This is a genomic window from Pseudoflavonifractor sp. 60, assembly GCF_009911645.1.
Lineage (GTDB): Bacteria > Bacillota > Clostridia > Oscillospirales > Oscillospiraceae > Lawsonibacter.
The window spans coordinates 1-20,512 of sequence record NZ_QWKI01000096.1 but is presented as its reverse complement, the minus strand read 5'-3'; the positions used below and the strand labels follow the sequence as shown (position 1 = coordinate 20,512).

At 46.5% G+C, this 20,512-nt stretch carries 19 protein-coding genes and 1 pseudogene; 3 read left to right on the top strand and 17 right to left on the bottom strand.

Annotation, left to right across the window (positions count from 1 at the left end):
• Positions 1–207: 207 nt before the first annotated feature.
• The 11 genes from D1646_RS10970 to D1646_RS10920 form a co-directional block, all read right to left on the bottom strand.
• On the bottom strand, positions 208–5,460 hold the full coding sequence (locus tag D1646_RS10970) for a DEAD/DEAH box helicase (protein ID WP_160636499.1): 5,253 nt from the start codon (positions 5,458–5,460) through the stop codon (positions 208–210).
• A 5-nt stretch (positions 5,461–5,465) separates the two neighbouring features.
• Positions 5,466–6,503, bottom strand: coding sequence for a hypothetical protein (locus D1646_RS10965; RefSeq protein WP_160636498.1), 1,038 nt, complete (start codon positions 6,501–6,503; stop codon positions 5,466–5,468).
• Entirely contained in the window at positions 6,503–8,455 is a 1,953-nt protein-coding gene (locus tag D1646_RS10960) for a hypothetical protein (RefSeq protein WP_160636497.1), read from the bottom strand. The genes D1646_RS10965 and D1646_RS10960 overlap by 1 nt, the downstream gene beginning before the upstream one ends.
• A 109-nt stretch (positions 8,456–8,564) precedes the next feature.
• On the bottom strand, positions 8,565–9,227 hold the full coding sequence (locus D1646_RS10955) for a hypothetical protein (protein WP_160636496.1): 663 nt from the start codon (positions 9,225–9,227) through the stop codon (positions 8,565–8,567).
• Between the two features lie 310 nt (positions 9,228–9,537).
• Positions 9,538–10,014 carry a sigma factor-like helix-turn-helix DNA-binding protein gene (locus D1646_RS10950; protein ID WP_160636495.1) on the bottom strand — a complete coding sequence of 159 codons (477 nt, stop codon included), beginning with the start codon at positions 10,012–10,014 and terminating at the stop codon, positions 9,538–9,540.
• 81 nt (positions 10,015–10,095) lie between these two features.
• The gene (locus D1646_RS10945; RefSeq protein ID WP_160636494.1) at positions 10,096–10,524 is read right to left on the bottom strand and encodes a sigma-70 family RNA polymerase sigma factor; all 429 of its coding nucleotides are present in this window, start codon (positions 10,522–10,524) and stop codon (positions 10,096–10,098) included.
• Positions 10,525–10,886: 362 nt separating this feature from the next.
• Positions 10,887–11,153 (bottom strand): hypothetical protein, encoded by a 267-nt coding sequence (locus tag D1646_RS10940; protein WP_160636493.1) that lies wholly within the window; start codon positions 11,151–11,153, stop codon positions 10,887–10,889.
• Entirely contained in the window at positions 11,150–11,785 is a 636-nt protein-coding gene (locus D1646_RS10935) for an ABC transporter ATP-binding protein (protein ID WP_160636492.1), read from the bottom strand. The genes D1646_RS10940 and D1646_RS10935 overlap by 4 nt, the downstream gene beginning before the upstream one ends.
• A 13-nt stretch (positions 11,786–11,798) precedes the next feature.
• Positions 11,799–13,235, bottom strand: a complete 1,437-nt coding sequence (locus D1646_RS10930) for an ABC transporter permease (protein ID WP_160636491.1) — start codon at positions 13,233–13,235, stop codon at positions 11,799–11,801.
• A gap of 142 nt (positions 13,236–13,377) precedes the next feature.
• Positions 13,378–14,475 carry a HAMP domain-containing sensor histidine kinase gene (locus D1646_RS10925; RefSeq protein ID WP_160636490.1) on the bottom strand — a complete coding sequence of 366 codons (1,098 nt, stop codon included), beginning with the start codon at positions 14,473–14,475 and terminating at the stop codon, positions 13,378–13,380.
• Positions 14,472–15,137, bottom strand: coding sequence for a response regulator transcription factor (locus D1646_RS10920; RefSeq protein WP_160636489.1), 666 nt, complete (start codon positions 15,135–15,137; stop codon positions 14,472–14,474). Before D1646_RS10920 ends, D1646_RS10925 begins: the two co-directional genes overlap by 4 nt.
• A 200-nt stretch (positions 15,138–15,337) precedes the next feature.
• Here D1646_RS10920 and D1646_RS10915 point away from each other — a divergent pair.
• Positions 15,338–15,710 (top strand): annotated as a pseudogene (locus D1646_RS10915) (helix-turn-helix domain-containing protein).
• A gap of 26 nt (positions 15,711–15,736) precedes the next feature.
• On the opposite strand, the gene D1646_RS10910 reads toward D1646_RS10915, so the two are convergent.
• The 6 genes from D1646_RS10910 to D1646_RS10895 all read right to left on the bottom strand — a co-directional run bounded on the left by D1646_RS10910 (position 15,737) and on the right by D1646_RS10895 (position 18,622).
• Positions 15,737–16,036 carry a hypothetical protein gene (locus D1646_RS10910; protein ID WP_160636488.1) on the bottom strand — a complete coding sequence of 100 codons (300 nt, stop codon included), beginning with the start codon at positions 16,034–16,036 and terminating at the stop codon, positions 15,737–15,739.
• 10 nt (positions 16,037–16,046) lie between these two features.
• The gene (locus D1646_RS10905; protein WP_160636487.1) at positions 16,047–16,418 is read right to left on the bottom strand and encodes a TnpV protein; all 372 of its coding nucleotides are present in this window, start codon (positions 16,416–16,418) and stop codon (positions 16,047–16,049) included.
• Between the two features lie 14 nt (positions 16,419–16,432).
• Positions 16,433–16,594 (bottom strand): hypothetical protein, encoded by a 162-nt coding sequence (locus D1646_RS22695; RefSeq protein ID WP_201754639.1) that lies wholly within the window; start codon positions 16,592–16,594, stop codon positions 16,433–16,435.
• Positions 16,569–16,883 carry a DUF4368 domain-containing protein gene (locus D1646_RS23230; protein WP_243154128.1) on the bottom strand — a complete coding sequence of 105 codons (315 nt, stop codon included), beginning with the start codon at positions 16,881–16,883 and terminating at the stop codon, positions 16,569–16,571. Before D1646_RS23230 ends, D1646_RS22695 begins: the two co-directional genes overlap by 26 nt.
• Positions 16,884–16,892: 9 nt before the next feature.
• The gene (locus tag D1646_RS10900) at positions 16,893–17,939 is read right to left on the bottom strand and encodes a recombinase family protein (RefSeq protein WP_243154127.1); all 1,047 of its coding nucleotides are present in this window, start codon (positions 17,937–17,939) and stop codon (positions 16,893–16,895) included.
• A 158-nt stretch (positions 17,940–18,097) separates the two neighbouring features.
• On the bottom strand, positions 18,098–18,622 hold the full coding sequence (locus D1646_RS10895; RefSeq protein WP_160636486.1) for a PadR family transcriptional regulator: 525 nt from the start codon (positions 18,620–18,622) through the stop codon (positions 18,098–18,100).
• A 120-nt stretch (positions 18,623–18,742) separates the two neighbouring features.
• Here D1646_RS10895 and D1646_RS10890 point away from each other — a divergent pair, with 120 nt between their 5' ends.
• Both D1646_RS10890 and D1646_RS10885 read left to right on the top strand, forming a co-directional pair.
• Positions 18,743–20,119, top strand: coding sequence for an MATE family efflux transporter (locus D1646_RS10890; protein ID WP_160636485.1), 1,377 nt, complete (start codon positions 18,743–18,745; stop codon positions 20,117–20,119).
• A gap of 18 nt (positions 20,120–20,137) precedes the next feature.
• Positions 20,138–20,335, top strand: coding sequence for a cysteine-rich KTR domain-containing protein (locus D1646_RS10885; protein ID WP_160636484.1), 198 nt, complete (start codon positions 20,138–20,140; stop codon positions 20,333–20,335).
• The last annotated feature ends 177 nt before the right edge of the window (positions 20,336–20,512 follow it).

Genomic DNA, 20,512 nt, shown 5'->3' with positions numbered 1-20,512 from the left:
TAATTCAGAAAAGGGATTTTGTCAACTCTGTATTTGAATTTCATTGTTAAAAAGCGTCCCGCCAAGGGGACGCGCAGCCGCACAATTTATTGTGCGTTCCGGGGTTTGGGGCTGGCCCCAACAAGCGGCAAGCAGGCGTGTGGTCACACACGCCCTGCTTGCCAGTTTGCAAAGTGGGTACCACTTTGCCCTGCTTGCCGGTTTTGTTCACAGACAGTCAGAAATCATTTTTAGCGCAATCGGTTTTGCGTATTTGATCTGCATATCACTTATAAAAATTGTTCCGCCAGTTTTGTGCCTTGCCCACATCGCAGGATAGATATTGAGTTTCTTTTTTACTGATGAGCCTTTAACCCAGATGTTATCATTATCCATAAATAATTGTATACCAGATAGACGAAGGATTTGCGCCATAGGCATAATCAATCGGCTTTGCTCCTGGACAGAAAAGGTTTGAGTCCGAATATTTTCTTCTCCCCAATCCAATATACTTAGGGCTGCATTCCTATCCAAAACACTATGAACATACTGATTGCGATAGTGTTTCAGACATTTATAGCAAGCATTGTCACAAGAGCAATTTGTTAATAATTCTCGCGCTTTTTTTAGTAGTTGAGGAATAGAGTTCTCCATACTGACCGCATAACCAGCTCCGCTAGAAAGGCTGTCATACAGATAAATATCTATAAAATCGCCGGTATCACTCTCACGAATACGATAGCCAGTGACTAGCTCTGTAAATTCGATATCCATCTCTTGACAGGCTGACAAGCGTAAGGCTTCAGCCAAAGACTGCCCTGCACGATTGATCCACGACCCGCCTTGTGTATCTACATCAACCAGATTGCGATCCAGTCGAAATTCCAAGACCAACATGTCAGTTACAAAATCATATCCTAAATTCACATTGAGTGCATCCGTATGTTTGCACCGCGCTTTATTGAAGCGTGAGCGGTAGGGACGCATTAGATTTTTAAGTACACTCTCATCATCTCCGGGCATTGCCGCTCCACAGTCACAGCATACCATAAAGCCTTTGCCGCCAATTCCTTTATTGAGCATAATGATCCTCTGGTTAGGCCGGACAGCCATTCGTATATTGGCGCATCCATCTACACTGGATACATCATCGGCTTCTGGTAATGTTGAGTAAAGCGGTTGCTGTGCAGCGGTATACTCTTCATCTAATTGAGCAGTTTCTATAGATGTGGCATTCCTAGGCGCAAACCCCCATGGCCGAAGCATAGGAAGCATAGCACGTAAAGAAGAATTTCCGCAGAAGGGACAAGAATTATAGTTATCTTCACTCAGTCCAAACCAACCGCATCGATCACATGCCAGGATGCTTTTTCGATAATTTGCATCTTGAATAAACGCTCTTGCTGGTGAGGCAGCTGTCCGTTCGCTGCGCTCCGTACCAGGATAGAAAAGACCTCCAATCTGATAGGTTGTCTTATCAACAACAATAGACCGACCAGGAGCATATTCACCAATCGCAACATCCAATCCTCGTTCGACTTGATATCTGATCTTTCCGTTTGTTCCTGAAATGTATGTACTTACAACATTTTTGGGGAATGAGTATGTTGGAATAATCCCCTCCTCATAGAGGGCGTCTAAAAGTGTTTTTTGTCCAGAACTGTTGCTGTTATCTGCATCGAAAAGTTCAGGATGGTCATCCCGTTTTTTCTTTAATTCTCCAAGCGCTTTTTGCAGAGCAGGTTTATATGTTTTCAAAGTTGCTGTTGCATGTGCTGGAACAAGAATATCATCATTGGCAATGGTAAAAGAATTTAAGTATTCAAAGAATGGGGCAAGATGCTCATCCAAAAACACTGCTGCCGGGATTGCATCCAGGCTAAAAGATTTTAACCGAAGGTAGGATTGCATTGCAACCATACCAAGGTGTCTTTGAACAATTTTCTCGCTATTGATATCCACCCATGGTCTGCGGGGATCGCCGCGAAACATAGGGACAGGATTAGAAAAGTACAACGAGTCGTGGGGACCATCTTCACAAAATGTAACAATAGTTGATAAACTTGAACCACGGCGGCCAGCACGCTGCTGGTAGTTTTCCCTCATGGGAGGAATATTGCGAAGGCCAACAGCAACGAGAGAGCCAATGTCAATGCCAACTTCCATTGTAGTTGTGCTGCTCAAGATATCAACAGGTGTTTCACCAGCTTGGAGAAAATCTTGAAACCGTAGCTCGTATTGCTCAGTTTTGGACCAAAGTTCATCGCGCTGATCTTTATGAGATAGCTGTGCAGTGTGTTCTTCTGTGTCAATCACCCGAATAGGTTCGCCTTGCAGAGCATCATCAATTGGTTTGCGCCAAAAGTCCAGTGCGTTAATTTCATCCTGTGTTAAGGGATGGATATGCTCATGTCCGCAGCTGGGACATCTGCTTTTCAATAGATATGGGGTCAGTTCTGAACAACGCTCACAGCGATACCACGTATGGCTCAAATCAAAGCACGGCTTAACTCGTGACAAATCAATATAATACTTCTCGTTAGCAGATTGGCCCTCATCCATGAAGGTTTCCCGCAAAATGCGAGTCCATTTCTGAACAATTACATCGTTATCACTCCACCCCAGGACATCTTTTATAACCGTAGAAAACTTCCAGTCCTTCTGCATTCCATACCCGGCATAATTGGGACGTACTTTTAATCTGATATCATCAGAAATCGTATGGCCTAAAACAACAGAAGTATCACAGGCAGAAAGAACCCAGGCATTGAAAATTTCCATAAATTCATCTTCGCTTACTTCTATGCCGTCATCCTCTAATGCATCAATAGCCTCCCACTTTTTTGTGTTGATTGGCTCAATCCAACTAAGCGCAGCGTCAATCAGTGTATTGTATCCCCCGCAATAAAATCGCAGTAACTGTTCCTTCATCTGGTTGGGTGCATTATCCATTGTCCTAGGCGAATAAGCAAAGCCTCGACGTTTACTTCTTTGGTAGCTTTTGAGTTCAGCTGAACCATCCTCCAACAGTTTTGTCCTTTGCTGATCGTGAAAAATTTGGACGTGATGCTCTGCTGCGGACATGGCAAAAAATCCATACAGCGCATTAAGTGATTGCTCAGTAGGTTCCTGCTCCATCTTCTGAATAGCAAGTATCGCTAACTGTCTTGCCGCTGTCATATCGGATGCTTCAGACATATCTCTAGCTAATTTGGCGGCCCGCTGGCGGCTATCAGAAAACAACAGCACTTTCCGTCCCTCGTTGGGCAGTCGTTCTGGATCGTTTGATTTTTCTGGGACAGCCGGTTGTGAATCAAACTGTGCCTTAATTAGATTGAAGAATGATTGATTGCCACGAGTGCTGAAAGACGTCAATTGAGTTTTAGAAAATTCACACATACAATGGGGACAGGTAGAAAAGGTCAAAATACTTGAGGACTTTCCTGTTTTTTTAAGATTTTTTTCAGGGAAGGAGTAATATAGTGTCCTAACCCCTGGTGTTCCAGATAGAGAATCATCTCCAAAATCAACAAATCCACTTTGTACGTCCATGTAGCAAGGGAGGATTTTGTTTTCACCTTTGCTCTTGGGTAAGGAGTCCTTTTCCGATGGAATGAACAAATGAATTTCCTTAACTTCATCATCATTTACACGGCCAGAATAGTGCCATAAATATGTGCGTTTATGTTGCTCAAAGTCCTTACTTAAAACATATCCTTTAAAGTAAATAGCACCACAACGTCGATCATTATATAATTCATAAACAGAACTGCCACATTCACAACATACCATTCGACCGTCAGAAAAATAAATTTCGCCTAATGTCAGTCCATTGGCTGTATGGGAGTGGCTACAATCAGAATTTGTACATGCGTAGACACCCTTAATCCCTCGAAATAGCATGTGCATACGTGCAGGGAAAAGAACACTGCCGTTGCTGCTTCTGGCTAATGGAGCAATCGCCAGCATTACTTCAACGGCGTGAAGTGCATCGTCCAAAGCCACGGCAGGAAAAATAGTTTCTGCCAATTCTTGCAATGATACAGCGGTCCCCCGGCACTGTTGAAACATCAGGCCAAAAGGAGTATACTCGGCAAGATGGTCGTAAAGCCATTGATATGCGTTTTCTGAGGAAGAAAATGGTGCATCACTGCCAAATATGTCAGCCCAAAAGGCATTGATTGCATTTAATCGTGCAGGGTCATCACCTTCAAACTGCTCAGGCATGGCTTGAGAAAATTTAGCAAGAGGAATATCAGTTGTGTTCGTTGTTTCAATTTCCTCGCGCTCACCTCTCAGGTATATAAACGGACGAATGTCATCAGAAGCAGTAAGCGTGTTGGCAAATAGATGTACAGCTTGTTTATCTGCTTCATCATTGTTGGGCATACTTGCAGTAGTTAGGATAAATTGCACACGATTGCGGTCAATGCCAAGGCGATGAAACAACCGGCGAATTAAAAGCGAAACTTCCCCACCGGAAGAACCGCGATACATATGTGCTTCATCAATAATGAATAGAAGTTTGTTTGCTGGATCAGCGTTGAGCCAATCCTTCGTATCCGCCCATATCTTATTTTCTCTGGGTCGCAAAAGCATATATTCCAGCATTGAGTAGTTTGTAATTAGGATATCCGGACAAAATTGCTGCATTTCAAAGCGTGTTACTAACTCAGCATCTTCTTCGTCTGGAATGTGCTTACTATTATGCAGCTTTTCAAGAAAAGCCGGGTAATTCTCTTTGGCTGGAAATTTTCCATCTGCAATCAATTTTCGGAGGAAAACTTGCTTCTCTTCGGTTTCTGGATTGAGCATATCGGCATATTTCTCTTCAAGCTGCCGATCATCGTCACGTCTAGGCTCTTTACCGGCATATGGCGTTCTCCCTGTGTACATTCCAAACTGTGGACGCCTTACATTTTGACCGCATATGTTTCTAAAAATACGTATAAATTTATGCTCTGGATCGCCAATCAAACGGCGCAAACGGCTGATTTGATCTGAAACAAGGGCGTTCATGGGGTACATAACAATCGCCCTTACGCCTCGCATCTGCCAGCTTTCTGGCTGATTGCGCGCTTCAGATGCAAGCTTTGCCATCAGCGGCCACATAAAACATTCGGTTTTGCCTGATCCTGTGCCAGTTGACACAAACAAATCGTTTCCACCATATGCTTCTTCCAGTGCGGACACCTGATGACAAAAAGGCGCTGGATACACGCCCAGTTTAGCTTCAGAGAGTGCCTGAAAATAGTCTTTTATCCATTGAGGTAATTTGGAGGAGTTTTGGATACCATCGGGGGCAGTCTTATACGCTGGAGAGGACTCAATATATGGTCTCTGGTAGAGAACTCCCTCTTGGTCAAGCTGTCCTTCCATAGCTGAAAGAAGGATAGGCGTCTTTCCGAAATATTGTGATTTGATATAATTTGATAACGCCTCTCGCAACTGAATATGAACTGAATTTGCACCAGTTGCCATATTGATTATTCCTCCTCAAATTGATATCCGATAGCTTCCAAATGTTGCCGAAATGCCAGATATACCGGCGCAGACATTCTCCTGGAAAAAACCTGCGACGAGGTATAATATTCGTTGGGCCAGCTATAGAGCTTGAAAAAATCCTCTTCTGTTGGGGGCAGCCGGTAGCCTAATCGAACTTGTATAGTCATCCCGTCTGACTTCACGCGGATAGATGGTAACACTGCATAATAGTCAAGAAGAGCTGCAGCAATCCGGCGGTATTCGCTGAAGTCGTTGGGGATGTTAAGGCTGCTGGAACGAATATCTCTAATTCGCCATTCTGGTAAATTTTTTTGCAATACTCTGCTTTGTCTGGACTGATAGAAAGAATATAGCTTATTGGGACTTCCATATCTCATCAGAGAAATTCTTCCATCTTTATGGGGTGTTTCCTGCCAATATCCTTTGGAAAAAGGCGGCTCTAATCGAAGAAATTCTGCATCTGAAGGCCACTCGATTTCTGTCCAGTTATCATCGTGTAATAATTCTTTCAAATATTCGCTTAATGTCTGTGTTTGCAAACCAAACATTTCGGCCATTGAAAGAGCGTTTTCCGCTTTTGCCGTTTTGGGGTGGAGGGAATAAAATCCCAGTCCGCTCATAGAAAATTTTGCATTTGGGGATACCCCACGATACAAGCTAACATTTTCAGATACAGACTGCATGAAAGAAGCTGGAGAAATCTTGTAGGGGGAGTGATAAATATGGCCTGTGCGCAAATAAACAGCGTAAATATCTTCTATCAAGTCATTTTGATTAGCAGGAAACAAGCTGAGTGTTTGCGGGTAAACAGTAGTATACGCTGTAAAAATCTGTTCTGCTCTTTGCTTGAAATGTTGAGGAGAAACAAAATTTTTGCTCTCATCATGGTCCCATAGTGAAGCAAGCGCCATTTTTCCGGCCAAACTGTAAATGGCATGACAAATCCAAGCGTCATCGTCACTCTTTGCAATATGTAGCTGTTGTCCAATCGTGGCAATAAGGTGGTCTTTCATCTGCATTAAACTTCACCCAAGTAATGCTTAATTTCGGCTTTTACAGTATTTGAAATATTCTTCTCGGTATCAAGAATTTCTCCAAGGAAATCCTTTTGTCCAGTTAAAACAGCAAAGGGCAGTATTGCAAATAGGAACTCTAAATCTTTATTCCTCAAATCAATCATAACCGATGCGTTAGATAAAACCATATGCAAGCGGCTTGCTGCTAACTTACTCACTCCTAGTTGCTGCAATACCTTGGTTCTGTTGAAGGAAGTTTTTTGAAGTTTGTATTGGAAAAACTTCTTCGAGTGCATACCAGGGATAAATTGATTGGTTGGCTTTGTTTCAACAAAGTGTTCTGTGAATAGAGGCAGTGCATAATTGTAGAGTCCTTTCGGCTCAATCAGTAAATCTTCTGTATAGGGACGTGTCCAAATAATAAACTTGTTCAAACGCATCAGCGATTGAAGGAGATTGTCATCCCAATCTTTTCCGAAGACGTTTTGGACAACGATCACGGTATCATCACTGGTTTCTAAGTGTTTGATGATGTCTGTATCACATCGACCATCCAGTGCTAAGATACCGGCATGGCGTCCGGCAACAGATAACGAAACCGCATCTGCAAATTCATGTGCATAAGGCCCCGCTATGAGCAGAGGGATATTTTGAACATAGGCCGCATAAAGGAATGCGGAAAGCAGTTTATTCAAAGCTCTGCTTTCATCAGAGGCAAAGGACATGAAACTTAAATTTCCTTGCAAAAGAGCAAGTTCATCCTTCCAACTCTCACAAATTTCTGGTTCATCTTCTTCAGATACAGAAGTTCCCATTTTATAATGACACAGCGAACTTACAGTTGAGGCCGCAACAGTGGATTGCGGCAAAAACATCGACAGCTCAGCAATAAAACCTGCCGCATCCTCTTGTGCATCAGCTATTTTCTTTTGTACGGCCTGCAATGTATCATTTCCCAACGCCTCATAGTGAGCAATGTCAGACTTCAATTTTTCCAACCGCGATTGTGCGGAAGTAATCTGGTCTTGGAAATTCTTTAATTCTCGCTCAATCTGTGATTTCTTTTCTTCAGCTTCCTGCAATTCAGACTGTGCTAATGAAAGTTCAATTTGATGACTTTGCTTCCATTGTTCAGCGGCAATTTCTTCGCACTGAGATCGCAGGCCATCGTGGTATGTTACGATTTGAGAGAGTATTTCTAAGTCAATATCGCCTTGGTCGATTAAATCATTTGCGTGTGCACAGAATTCTGAAACTGCTTGCTTCGCTTGTTCTAAAGAACATGCTGCTTTTATCGACACTTCTTCGTATATTGACTCGGAACAGACCCGCTCTAAAAGCAGTTGACAATCTTTCCATTCTCTTCTTGTACGGTTCAAAGTTTCCCTATATGTAGGCCAGGTGATTTTGGATAGAATAATTGAACGAATTATGTCATCAACACTATTGATCGATACATAACATTCAGGGCTTTCCACATGAAGAGACTTTAGGAACTGAACGGGGATAGTTGAACAAATAAAAATATCCTGATCAGTAAATGTATACTGAGGAAGGGAACATATACTATCCCTGATTGTTACTGAGCTTCCAGAAAAAATCAGGTCATTTTTGGTGCATAGCAACCCACAAAAATATTTCAAAGAACCCATTTTTTTCCTGAGGCAAAAAAACAGGTCACAGTTGAAGGGCGATTCTACTTGAATTCCAGCCATTAATTTTTCGAGAATATATTCAATGGTTTTTGCCTCTGGAATAGTGATAACCCGAACTGGATAACTGTCTGGAACGTAGTACGATTCAATAAAGTCAACACTGGAATCATTTTTGCTGGGAGAAGTGAACCAATCCCAAATGCCGATTTCGCCTTTTTGGGTAGGGCCATCGTTCCAGAAGATACGAACCCGATTTTCAAAATACTTTGTGGGCCGTTCCGACTTGCGCGGTGATACCAATTTCTCGTCTTCTACATCAGCAATTCTACTTAACCAAGGGTTCCCCTTTTGATCGAGTTCGCCAGAAATATAGCATATGATGTAAAGTCCATACGGTCAGCAAACATTTTCAGTTTCTCCTTTCCATCGTTTCTGCGTATCTAATAAGAAGGTTATACGCTGTGCGAGGCAATGCTCCTTTGTGGATTGCTTTATATATCCAATGCTTTGTTTTAGGATAGTTTCTCAGCTTTTCCGCAATGGCTCCAAATGAATGCGAAACGGAAATTGGGGTGTCATGGCAAGCACTCAGTTTTTCAATCAACTCTTGATCTGCAATGCGACTATCACAAGATAGAGTTTCTTTTTGAAAAGTAACTGTGCGAACGCAATCACAGCCCTGATAAATTTTTATCTCCATGCCAAGAGAAATGGGATATACAGTCGTTGCGCCTTCCCCGGCAAGCAGAAGTTCCTTTTGAACTTTCCCATTTTGTAAAAGGATGACCTTTCCATCGAAAGGAGCTGAAATAGAAACACCTTTCTTTTTGGGAATGTTGGTGTAAAGGTCTTGCTCTAGTATGTTTTCCTCAAAATCTTTAACTGTTACTAAGGGAACCGTCCCACGCATATTCAAGTCTTGCTGAAGTAAATATGAAAAGCCCAATGCACCAGAAACACCTAAAGACAATAACTGTTCTCTGCTAGATGCAAATATTTTGACTAATCTCCCGTCTTCGATAGGTTCAGATTTTGGTGCGGGATATTCAGATGTGATAGGATAGGACTTCAAATCTGCATAAGTCCCGGCCAGGTAGAAGAATATCTCTTCTTGATCGTGGTAAATGAAATATGGGTCCGCCACATAGGCAGGCCAAATAGGATAAAAATCTAACGGAGTTTCACTGAGAAAAATTGACCGTTGTAAGAAAAATTGGGCGGCTCGCTCAGAAAAACGCTGGCTGCTGATTTCATAAAGATACCACCACTCAAATGTCCCTACCTGAAAACGCCTGACTTCTTTTACATTGATATCAGTAAAATTCCATTAGAGAACATTTAGCAGATACCCCCATATCCAGAGATATGAGGGTATCTCAATATTACCCGGCCCGATATTTTTCTATTACCGCCTTTATCTTCTCCCTGGCCCGAATGACCGAGTGCATGATTGATTGCGGCCTACAATGCTCCATCTCTCCAATCTGACGGTAATTGAAGTCATACTCATGGTAGAGCAGGAATCGCCGTCGCTGGATTTCAGGGAGGGCGGCAATAGCTTTGTTGATTAGTTCCCGCTGTTCTGCGTCAAAGATCAACTCCTCAACGCTTTTGGGCACTCTGAACGCCCGCTTATAGAGCGTTTCATCCCACAAATCTGACGCTTCCTGGTGCCGCCAATCGGATTGCTGGAGGTTACGGTTTTTGCGCTCCATCTGCCGAAATTCTATATAGAACGCTTCCGATACCTCCAAATTGTAAAACTCGCCTTGCCCATCCGTAAAGCTAATAAAATATGCCGTTTTACCATCGCCACGGACTTCTGTCCGAAGCGTGTAGACCTTATCCATGAACGTCATACGCCCGTCCTCCTACGAAAAAGCTGGGTGAGAGGACTTGACCTCTCACCCAGCAGCCCGTGGGGACGTGCAATTCTGGAGCTACCTTTGAAATTTCTTCAATTTCTTTTTCAGTACAGCTATCCGCTTATAAATGGCATCCGTGGTCAGGTGAACAAGTACAGCTATTTCATTGGTAGAATACCCGTTCATTTTTAAAACAGAGATTTGCAAGGTGAGCTTGTCCACTGTCAGCAGGGTTTTAAGCAATTCCGCATTTTCAATATCGTTCAGCAGATTTTCCACTGTATAAATCTCGGGTGGCGTTTCGTTCCCGGTGACACTATCAAGATATGTACCCGTGTCCTGCAACTTCTCATAAAAGCGCCTGTCTGAATTGAACATAGCCCTGTCCCAAAGATGGAGCTGTTCAATCGTGCTTTCATCCATGCCGCAGGCCCGCAGTACCTTTTCTTCAGCCAGTTTCCAACGCTGCCATTTGCGTTCTTCCTTGCCATGATTGTATGACATGGCCGTTTCCTCCCATCTGAATTTTTTTGAAATTCAGATGGGAGGGCTGCGGCAACCCGCTGAAAAACAACTAACTGCACCTATCTTCAGAGGGAAGATAGGTGCAGTTGTTTCACCAGAGGTATCAATGTGATTTGACAGTTCATAGCTATGATCCGAATGCTCTCTCGTATCGGTCAGGGTTTTTTTGATAAATCAATCCTCATTGGGTATGGCGGAAACATTCTTTGCTCCACAGCGGCTACCTCCTAAGAGCCGCCAGCAGTAATTCAATAAATAGACGGCGGCACTTGTCAAAGTACCGCCGCCATGTGGAACCTATATAAAGCCAATATGGAACCTGTGTGAAACGGGAATTTTTGTTACTCCCTTGGTGTGACTACAATGCCGTCAGCATTATCCGGGTCTTTGAAACTGTATGTGTAGCCGTCTGGCAGGGAAACACTGTCAGAGTTGTCCTCGGCACCCGGCTTTGTTTCGGCGTCAACATCAATATCCGTATCATCAATTTCTATGGAGTTTCCCACGTTCGTGTCCTGATCGACATCCTTTTTCTGATTGGTACAGCCGGTGAACAGCGAGAAACAGATCAGCACGCACGCCAAAATAGCAGTAATTTTCTTCATCACATTTCCCTCTCTTTCAAATGTCCCCTTTTGATTTCCAGCACCACATCCGCCTGTTTTGCCACCTCGCCAGAGTGGGTCACGACCACCACGCACTTCCCGAACGTATGGGCGCTCTCTTTCAAAATTGCCGTGATTTCCTCGGCCGTGTCGGCGTCCAAGTTCCCGGTCGGCTCGTCCGCCAGAATGACTGGGGCATTGGAGGCCAGCGCCCGCGCAATCGCCACCCGCTGCTGCTGTCCGCCGGACAGTTTCAGCACATTCCGGGTGATCTCGTCCTGCTCCAGCCCCAACCGCTCCAAAATAGGGGCGGCGTCCAGCTTGGCGGTAAGCCGTACATTCTCGATGGGCGTCATGTAGTCGATCAGGTTATAGCTTTGGAAAATCAGCGAGATATGGTTCCTGCGGTGGTGTTCCAGGCCCTTTGTCGTAATGTCCTCACCGTCAAACAAAACGCTTCCCTGCGTTGGCACATCCAGCCCGCCCAGCAGGGACAGCAGCGTGGTCTTGCCCGACCCGGACGGGCCGAGGATGGCGTACAGCTTCCCGGTTTCCAGTTCCGCGCTGACGTTCTGCAAAACCGCCTTGCCCTTTTTGTAGGCGTAAGAAACATTTTTTAATTCCAGTTTAGGCATGATCGTACCTCCTTTAGCTCATTTTGGACAGGATTTCGCGGGGTTTCAGCCGCATGACCGTGATGGACGATGCGCTGACGGCCACAATGATAATAGCAAGGCCAATCAAATAGAGTTGGGCGAGGTTATCCAGCCCAACGGACACTTGGATGCTGTTCTCCGTAGGCAGGGGCTTTTCAATCAGATTGTCCGCACCCACATCAACCGCAGCGGCGGCAACTACAACATCATTATCGTCCTCCGGCTCGGTCTGCATACTCTGCTCCAACAGGTGGTTGCCGATCTGCCCCGCTATGGCGTTGCTGGTGAAGTAGGACAGGCCAAAGGCGAGGACGGCAATCAGCAGCACCTCAATCAAATACTGCCCGATGATGGCCGATTTCCTGATACCCACGGACAGGAATACGCCGATTTCGTGAATACGGGTCTTTGTCCAAAGGGTCAATATCAGGGCCAGAATGATGGCGCTGACAACGATGATCACCACCAGCAGGGCCACGACCAATTCATTCAGCGTAGCCAACGGAGCGGCGGCGTTTTCGTAGGTTTCATTGTCCACCTCCACGGTAAAGGCTTTCCAGTCGATTCCCGGCAGGGCCTTGACTTCGGCCACCACCCGCGCCATGTCCTGCGGGTCGTCTATGGTAACGTGGAGTGCGGAAAAGCCGTAGTTGATTTCTCCGCCGTCAAATTCTTTTGAGGACTGCAAATCTACAAATACACGGTTCTGGATTTTGTCGTAGGTGGTGACAGTTTCCCCAAACTGCTCCACCGCATGAGGGATAAACAGTCCAATAATTTGTACCCTGATTTCCGGCCCGGTAAAGCCCTGATCTTCCACGCTGTAACTGTGGGCGGTGAGGTAGTCCCCGATCTTCAACTCGTTCCGCTCCGCCAAGTCCTGGCTGATGATTGCCACATGGGTATCATCGGTGGAAATATGCCGCCCCTCTGTCAGCGTCAGTGTGCCAGTGGTGAAAAGTTCATCGTCCTCCGTGTTGCAGACGCCCAGCGTCTTTGTGTAGCCCTGATACTTCGCATCGGTTGAGATCGTTCCAGGGAACAGGGAAAGCCCGTCAAATGGGAGAAGATTGTCCTGCCTTGCGCTGCAATACTTGACCCCGGAAACGCCTTTGATGGCGGCGATGTTCTCCGGGGTAAATTGTACGGTGGAATACATAAGAAAGCTGCTTGATGTTTTGCCGGTTTCCGCGTCCACTTCGTCTTTGACGGGTTCTTTCACGACATAGGGGCTATTGCTCCAATCTACAAAAACATCAAATTTGCCGCCCAAACTCTGCCGCAGGTCAAGCTGCGCGGCCTCCGACGCCTTCCAGATAGAAAGGCCCGTCAGGACAAAGGTTGCCATAATCAGCAGGATGGCGAACAGGAGAATGGTTTTCCCCCGTTTTCGCGTGACGTATAAAAACGCCCTTTTGAAAATGCTCACGGTTGATACCTCCATATCGTTATGCTGTTCTTCCGAACGCACTCGCAGAATAGCATCCCAATGTGGAATGGGTATGAAACGTATATGGAATTTGAGCAGAAATGAAAAACTCCCCGGCTGGGGAGTTTTCCACATTTCACATTTATAGTTGAATGGTAAAACACATCCCAGGCGGGGACTTCATGGGAGCAAAGGAATAGGGGATGTTCATAGAGGTCAAGAGCGTGTCCACGATATAGAGGCCCAGGCCGTTGCCGCCGCTCTCCCGGCTCCGGGAGAAGTCTGGACGGTAGAATGGTTCAAACAGGCGGCGGATTTCATCGTCAGGGATAGGGACACATTCGTTTTCAATGATTAGACGGTTTTCATCCATATAGACAGCAACGGTTTTCCCGGCCTCCGTATAAGCGACAGCATTTGCGAGGACATTAGACACCGCCTTACTGAACGGACCAACAGGCAGTACAGCGGGAAATTGTTCCGGCAGGTCAAGAGAGAACGTAATTTGATGTGCCGCCGCAATCAGTTGATATGGTTCACACAGTTCCGCCAGCAGTTCAGACACATCAACCTGTTTTGTCGGTTCGGCGGTCAAATTCAGCTTGGAGGTTTCCAGAATTTCATGTATCATCCCGGAAAGCTGCTCGACCATTTCCTTGCACTCCGGGAGATAGGCAGCGTAGTCCTGATACTTTCCAACGCCTAAAATCATGTTTTCCAGTGTGACGTTCAATGCGGTCACAGGTGTTTTCAGTTCATGAGACGCCGCCCGCAGGAAGTCCACCTTGGCCCGCTCCATATCTCGCACAGCGTCCTTTTCCCGCTCTAAATGTTCAATGGTGGAAAGAAGATTGGAATATAGGTCGTTGACATTCTGCGCCAGCGTACCAATTTCGTCCTTTGCATGAATAGGACAATTCGCCCCGTGGTCTAATTTCATCATCTGCTCGGTTGACGCAGAAATTTTCTTGATAGGGTCGGCAATCGCCTTGGAAAATAGGAGTGAGCAGACAACGGAGATCAGCAGGGAACAGCTTAACGAGATGGGCAGGGCTTTTTCTACTGCCTCGGTCACAAACTGCTCCTGTCTGATGCTGACAACAACATCATCTTGGGCACTCAATGCAAGCTGCATCTGTGGGGCAAGCAGATAGATCAGCCCATGCGTGACAACAACGACAAAGAGCATGATGCTCATGGTATAGAGAAATATTTTCGGAAACAGTTTTAATCGTTTCATGGCTGTACCTCGTATTTGTAGCCGATGCCCTTGACTGTCACGATACAGTCAAGCCGCAGCTTCTTCCGCAGATTTTTGATGTAGGTGTCTACGGTTCGGTCAATGATTGGATAGTCAGCGCCCCACAGCTCGTCCAAAATCTGCGAACGGGTCAGCACCAGCCCCCTATGCTCCACCAGCAGCCGGAGCAGATCAATCTCCTTGGGCATGATGTCGATTTTCCCGGCGCTGTCGCTGGCGGTATAGCCAGAGAAGTCAACAGTCACGTCGCCAAAGGCGATCGTTTGGGGTAACGGGGCCTGCCCGCTCCGCCGCAGGAGGGCGGTGATCCGCCTCCCCAGCAATACCATAGAAAAGGGCTTTGTCATGTAATCGTCGGCCTGCTCGTCAAAGCTCCTGACTTGGGTGTACTCGTCCTCAATGGCCGTAAGCATCAAAACGGGTGTCGTGCTTGTCCGCCGTATCTCATGCAAAATGGACAGACCGCTGACATGGGGCAGCATGATGTCCAGCACAACAAGGTCGATGCTGTTCTCACGGAAAAGCTGTAACGCCTCCCCGCCATCATAGGCCGGGATAACCTTGTGGCCTGCGGGCTTTAGGTATTCACAAATCGCATCGTTGGTCTTGCGGTCGTCCTCAACAATTAGTAATGTTGCCATTAGCCCACCTCCTTGGGGAGCATTGTAACATACAAATGTGGAATGTATATGAAATTCTAACAGTGAAAATATGTACAGTCAAATAAATGTGGTTAGGGTCATTCATCCAGCAGTAGGAATTATTTAAGCAATCAAATAGAATTGTATAGACATATTCAAACGGGGAGATGAACTGTAAAATGTAATAGGGTGATATGAATATGGCAAAAAGGCCCGTACCACGATATGATTTTAAGGCTTTTGGGGCGACAATCAAGGCGGCGCGGCTGGGACGTAAGGAGAGCCGGAAAAAAAGTATGTGATGAAATGTACTTATCCCCGCGCTATCTTGCCAACATTGAGAACAAGGGCCAGCACCCAAGCCTACAAATCTTCTTTGAGCTAATGCTGCGCTACAACATATCCGTTGATCAATTCCTTTTGGAACGGCCCACAGGGAAGAACACCCAGCGCCGCCAGCTTGATGTTTTACTGGATGATATGGGTGATGATGGGATACGGGTCATTACCGCAGCGGCAAAAGAAATCGTGCAGATTGAGCAAGCCCAATCAAACGGACAGGAGGACGCTTGACCGCGCCCTCCTGTTTCGCTCTGCCGCTATTTGCTCATGCACTTGGCCCGGAGCAAATCACATTGCCTTTTTACCTCGGCGGTTTCCTGTTCGGTCAAATCCCGCTCATTGTCAGTTATCTGATCTTCCATAAAGTTTGCGTAGGTGTCCAACAGGCTATCCATTAAAATTTTCGGGGTCGCCATATGTCTTGCCTTATACCAGTCATTTCTTCTCGGTTCCCAGGCCATCAGCGTATAGCCGTGGCTGGTGGTAACGACCTCATAAAGCGGGTCTTGCTGAAGATAGTCCCCGAAAACCTCTAATACCTTTTCAAATGTCAACATAACTCCCCCCCTAAACACAAATCAATTCCGCCATAATAACTTCCTCCGCCTGGGCCTTGCAGTTATTCATCCGCCCCACCCATTCCATCTGATTTTCGGCCTTTAACCGCTCTGTTATGCCCTGCTGCCGGGCGTAATCTTTTACCAGCTGAAAGAACATTTCCTCCGCCTGCTGGTCAATGTCGGTAAGGTAATCATTCAGCCTGCCTCCCATCCAGAGGGCGGTGTAGAGGGCCTTGCGGTGCTGCCTGATGTACCGCAGGTGCCGCTGGCCCCATATCCCTGCCGGCTTTTTTTCAGCCGGTAGAGCAAGGCAGGGGAGCCGGTAATCGCCTCGCATTTCGTATGTACCGCCCATCTGCTCAAAGATAGATTTTTCCATTGTGAATACCTCCATCATCGTATTTTCACAGCTTTTGCGTTGACTGTCTTTACCAATAATTCATCCACGCAGTCAGTATAGCGGCCTTGGGCGATCAGCTTGTTGCGGAACTCATTCAGATAGAACACCAACCGCCGCCACTCCGCTTCATCAAGATACAAGTAACGCTTTTTCATTGCTCGCCCCTTTCCGTCTGTGCCCACCATGCTTCATAGCCTTTGCCCTGAAACACCGCTCTCCTATGTAACCGCCGAAGCGGTAACAGATACGGATGGTCTGCTCCACTCCGTCATCTGTTGCCGCCCGGTCAAAAACCTCAATACGCTCCACAAGGAGATTGAGGTTTTCGGCGGTCAATTCCTGGATACCGGCGTACCCCGCCATCAGGTCGGCCCACTGTACGGCATTCTGCCGGGTGTCCCTGACCTCCTGCATAGCCCGCTCCAGCGCGTCGATCTGCTCCAAAAGCTGGGCTTACTCCGCCTGATACTTGTCCACCAGCCGGGTGAAGTTGTCGTTGGAGATACGCCCGGACAGGGAATCCTCATACAGACGGTCAAACATCCTGGTCACTTCATCGTAGCGTTTCCGGGCCTGTTTCAGCTTGCCCTCGCTGCTTTTCGCCCTGCTGCCCTCCGCTTTGTCGTTCATCCTGATTGCCAGGGCAACGGCCTTGTCCCTGTCCTCATAGGCAAGTTGGGCGTGGTACTGAATGTCGGCCAGAACCGCATCGTACAGATCGTCGTAAAAAATGCGGTGGTCGGTACAGCGTTGGGTGTTCTTTGCGTAGGTGTTGCAGACAAAGATACGGTGCCTGTCCCTCCCCCAATAACGCTGACACATAGCTTTGCCGCAGGTGCCGCACTTGATAAGGCCGGAGAAGATAGACACATTCCCGCTGGTGTCCTCCCGCTTCCTGCTCAGGATTTTGGCGTTGGCGTTGTCGAACATTTCTTGCGATACCAACGGCTTATGGGTGTTATCTACCCTGATACGGTCAGCGTCAGGGGTTTTCTTCAAAAGCCCCACCTTGAACACCGTTTCATGCTTGCACATGATGGTGTGGCCGAGATAGACCGGGTTCCCGATGATTCCCCGAATCACAGTATGCGACCATTCATATTTATTGGTGGGGTCGGAAAACCGCTGGGAATAGTCTTTCTCGCCACGGGTGTACTGCCACCAGGAGGGGCAGGGGACTTGCTCTTTCCGCAAGGAAGACGCGATTTTATGCGACCCCATGCCAGCGTTAGCATACTCGAATATCCGCTTGATTATCCATGCCGTTTCCTCGTCCACAATCAGCTTATTGTGGTTATCCGGGGCCTTGCGATACCCCAATGGAGCATAGGAACAGCGATAAAGCCCCGCCTTTGCCCTGGCCCGTATGGACGAACGGATTTTGCGGGAATTGTCCCGGCTGTAAAATTCGTTCATAACATTTTTCAGCGCCGCTATGTCGTTGTTTTTGTTGGCGGTGTCCACGCAGTCATTGACCGCGATATAGCGGACATTCTTCATTGGAAAGTAAATTTCACTGATATGGACAAGACCACAAATTAAATTGTGAAGCGGGCTGCTGACATTTTGCACTTGCACTATGAAATAACAGAAAAAGGGGCAGGAAACCACAATAATGCGTGGTTTCCTGCCCCTTTTGCGCATTTGAGAATTAGCCTCTAAAATCGCTTTTTCAATTCCTCAATCCAAATTCCGATCGTTTCAGCCAAGACAAATTGCTGACGCAAAACCGCCATACCGATTTCCGGAACCTCCGGCGCATTTTCTTTTTCCCGAAGGTTTTCTTCCAGATATGTTTTCAAATCCTGCACATTTTTTTCAATGCTGTCAATGCAAGTTTTTTGCATTTCCAAAGGAACACTGTCCAGATTTACAATCACAGCATTAAAGTCCAGAAACATACGGATAGGCTGGGCGGAAAGCTCTCTCATGAGCCGTTCAAATTCCTGTTCACCGCTGTCTGTCAGCGAGTAAACCGCCTTTTCCGGCATATTATTCTCCCGCACAAGGACACTCTGGAGCAGACCCTTTTCTTCTAACTGAATGACCTTTTTATAGATGGAAGGTGTGCTGATTTTTACCCATTTTGAAATGTTGCGGTATTCCACCAGCTTTTGAATGTCGTAGGCACTCAACGGTTGCTTTTTAAGCATCCCAAGGACAATCAAATCTATTGTTGCCATGAAGATTTCCCCTTTCGCACTTGACAAGTACTATAAATTATAGTAGTATGTGTTGACTGGCAGTTACTATAAAGTATACTACTTCGCATTACACTGGCTGTCAAGAGAAAGGAGCAATTTATGGACGGAAACAAAAAAATGGCGCTTCTGGGGAGTGCGCCAATTCCCAAAGCTCTCCTGGCGCTGGGCATCCCAACGATGATTGGTATGCTCATTAACGCCCTTTACAATCTGGTAGATACCTATTTTGTAGGCGGGCTGGGAACCGACCAGATGGGCGCGGTCACGGTTGCCTTTCCCCTGGGACAGATTGTTGTTGGCCTGGGCCTGCTGTTCGGAAATGGCGCTGCCGCCTATCTATCCAGGCTGCTGGGCCGGGGCGATAAGGACACGGCGAACAAGGTAGCAAGTACAGCCATATACAGCGGCGTTTCCATTGGGGCAGTCATGATCCTGTTCTCTATTATCTTTCTGGAACCGATTTTGGAACAAGCTGGCGCAATCGAAAGTGTGATGCCTTATGCAATCACTTACACACGAATCTATATCGTGTTCTCCATTTTTAATGTGTTCAATGTCACCATGAACAACATCGTTTCCAGCGAGGGGGCGGCGAAAACGGCTATGTGTGCGCTAATGGCTGGCGCGGTGCTGAATGTGATATTAGACCCTGTTTTCATCTACGCGCTGAACCTCGGCGTAGCTGGCGCGGCGATTGCAACAGCGATTTCCCAAATCGTTTCCACATTGGTTTATGTGTGTTACATACTCCGGAAAAAGAGCGTGTTCAGCTTCAGCATTAAAGAATGTTGCTTTGCAAAAGAGATTATGTCCGAAATTTTGAAAATCGGTATTCCTACGCTGATTTTCCAACTTCTGACCAGCCTTTCCATCAGCATGATAAACAGTGCCGCTAAGGATTACGGAGGCTCCGCACTGGCCGCAATGGGGCCGGTCACAAAAATCATGTCCATGGGGACACTGATAGTCTTTGGCTTTCTGAAAGGATTTCAGCCAATCGCCGGATTTAGCTATGGGGCAAAAAAATTTGACCGGCTGCAAGAGGCTATCAAAACTGCTATCCTCTGGTCTACTGCCTTTTGTGTTATTTTTGGTGTTATTGCCGCTGTATTCTCTACGCAGATTGTATCCCTTTTCACAAAGGAAGATGCGGAGATGGTTCGTGTCGGTTCTATTGCGCTACGGGCAAACGGCCTCTCTTTTGTCCTTTTTGGTTTTTACACAGTCTATACCTTCCTGTTCCTTGTGATGGGAAAAGCCACAGAGGGCTGCATCCTCGGCGCTTGCCGTCAGGGGATTTGTTTTGTCCCCGCTATTCTGATACTTCCAACGGTTTGGGGATTAAGTGGCATTCTCTACGCACAGCCGATGGCAGACATTATTTCAGCTATTGTCACCGCAGTTATGGCGGTTCGGCTACACAGAGAATTGCGGATAACAGGAACCCATATTTCCATTCCATCCCAGGAGCATTGATAACATAAGGTGGCGCAAATGAACGCAACACAAAATTGTTCTCACTGGATATGCTGTCCTGCTTGTGGCGGAAAGACCCGAATAAAAGTATACGAAGATACGGTTCTTGAAAGGTTTCCGCTGTATTGTCCCAAGTGCAAGCAGGAAATGTTAATCAGTGTCCGAGAATTGAATACGTCAATCATAGAGCCAGACGCACAGACGCAGAGCCGATAACATATGGGAACCTTCCCTACAGTTATCGGCTTTGCATTTGAAAAGTCGTGGCTAAGTCAAATAAGGAGCGGCGGCTTTGAGAAATCAGAGCCGCCGCTCTTTTGCGCTTGGGCGGCAACAGGAGGATGCCACCATGCGATTGCAAATAGATAGGTACATATCAAAAAAAGCCTAATT

What these genes read in the sequence shown, in the direction of transcription:
- D1646_RS10970 (WP_160636499.1), bottom strand. Translation starts at nt 5,460, where the DNA reads ATGGCAACTGGTGCAAATTCAGTTCATATTCAGTTGCGAGAGGCGTTA.
- D1646_RS10965 (WP_160636498.1), bottom strand. Translation starts at nt 6,503, where the DNA reads ATGCAGATGAAAGACCACCTTATTGCCACGATTGGACAACAGCTACAT.
- D1646_RS10950 (WP_160636495.1), bottom strand. Translation starts at nt 10,014, where the DNA reads ATGACGTTCATGGATAAGGTCTACACGCTTCGGACAGAAGTCCGTGGC.
- D1646_RS10945 (WP_160636494.1), bottom strand. Translation starts at nt 10,524, where the DNA reads ATGTCATACAATCATGGCAAGGAAGAACGCAAATGGCAGCGTTGGAAA.
- D1646_RS10935 (WP_160636492.1), bottom strand. Translation starts at nt 11,785, where the DNA reads ATGCCTAAACTGGAATTAAAAAATGTTTCTTACGCCTACAAAAAGGGC.
- D1646_RS10925 (WP_160636490.1), bottom strand. Translation starts at nt 14,475, where the DNA reads ATGAAACGATTAAAACTGTTTCCGAAAATATTTCTCTATACCATGAGC.
- D1646_RS10920 (WP_160636489.1), bottom strand. Translation starts at nt 15,137, where the DNA reads ATGGCAACATTACTAATTGTTGAGGACGACCGCAAGACCAACGATGCG.
- D1646_RS10910 (WP_160636488.1), bottom strand. Translation starts at nt 16,036, where the DNA reads ATGTTGACATTTGAAAAGGTATTAGAGGTTTTCGGGGACTATCTTCAG.
- D1646_RS10905 (WP_160636487.1), bottom strand. Translation starts at nt 16,418, where the DNA reads ATGGAAAAATCTATCTTTGAGCAGATGGGCGGTACATACGAAATGCGA.
- D1646_RS22695 (WP_201754639.1), bottom strand. Translation starts at nt 16,594, where the DNA reads ATGAAAAAGCGTTACTTGTATCTTGATGAAGCGGAGTGGCGGCGGTTG.
- D1646_RS10900 (WP_243154127.1), bottom strand. Translation starts at nt 17,939, where the DNA reads ATGAAGAATGTCCGCTATATCGCGGTCAATGACTGCGTGGACACCGCC.
- D1646_RS10895 (WP_160636486.1), bottom strand. Translation starts at nt 18,622, where the DNA reads ATGGCAACAATAGATTTGATTGTCCTTGGGATGCTTAAAAAGCAACCG.
- D1646_RS10890 (WP_160636485.1), top strand. Translation starts at nt 18,743, where the DNA reads ATGGACGGAAACAAAAAAATGGCGCTTCTGGGGAGTGCGCCAATTCCC.
- D1646_RS10885 (WP_160636484.1), top strand. Translation starts at nt 20,138, where the DNA reads ATGAACGCAACACAAAATTGTTCTCACTGGATATGCTGTCCTGCTTGT.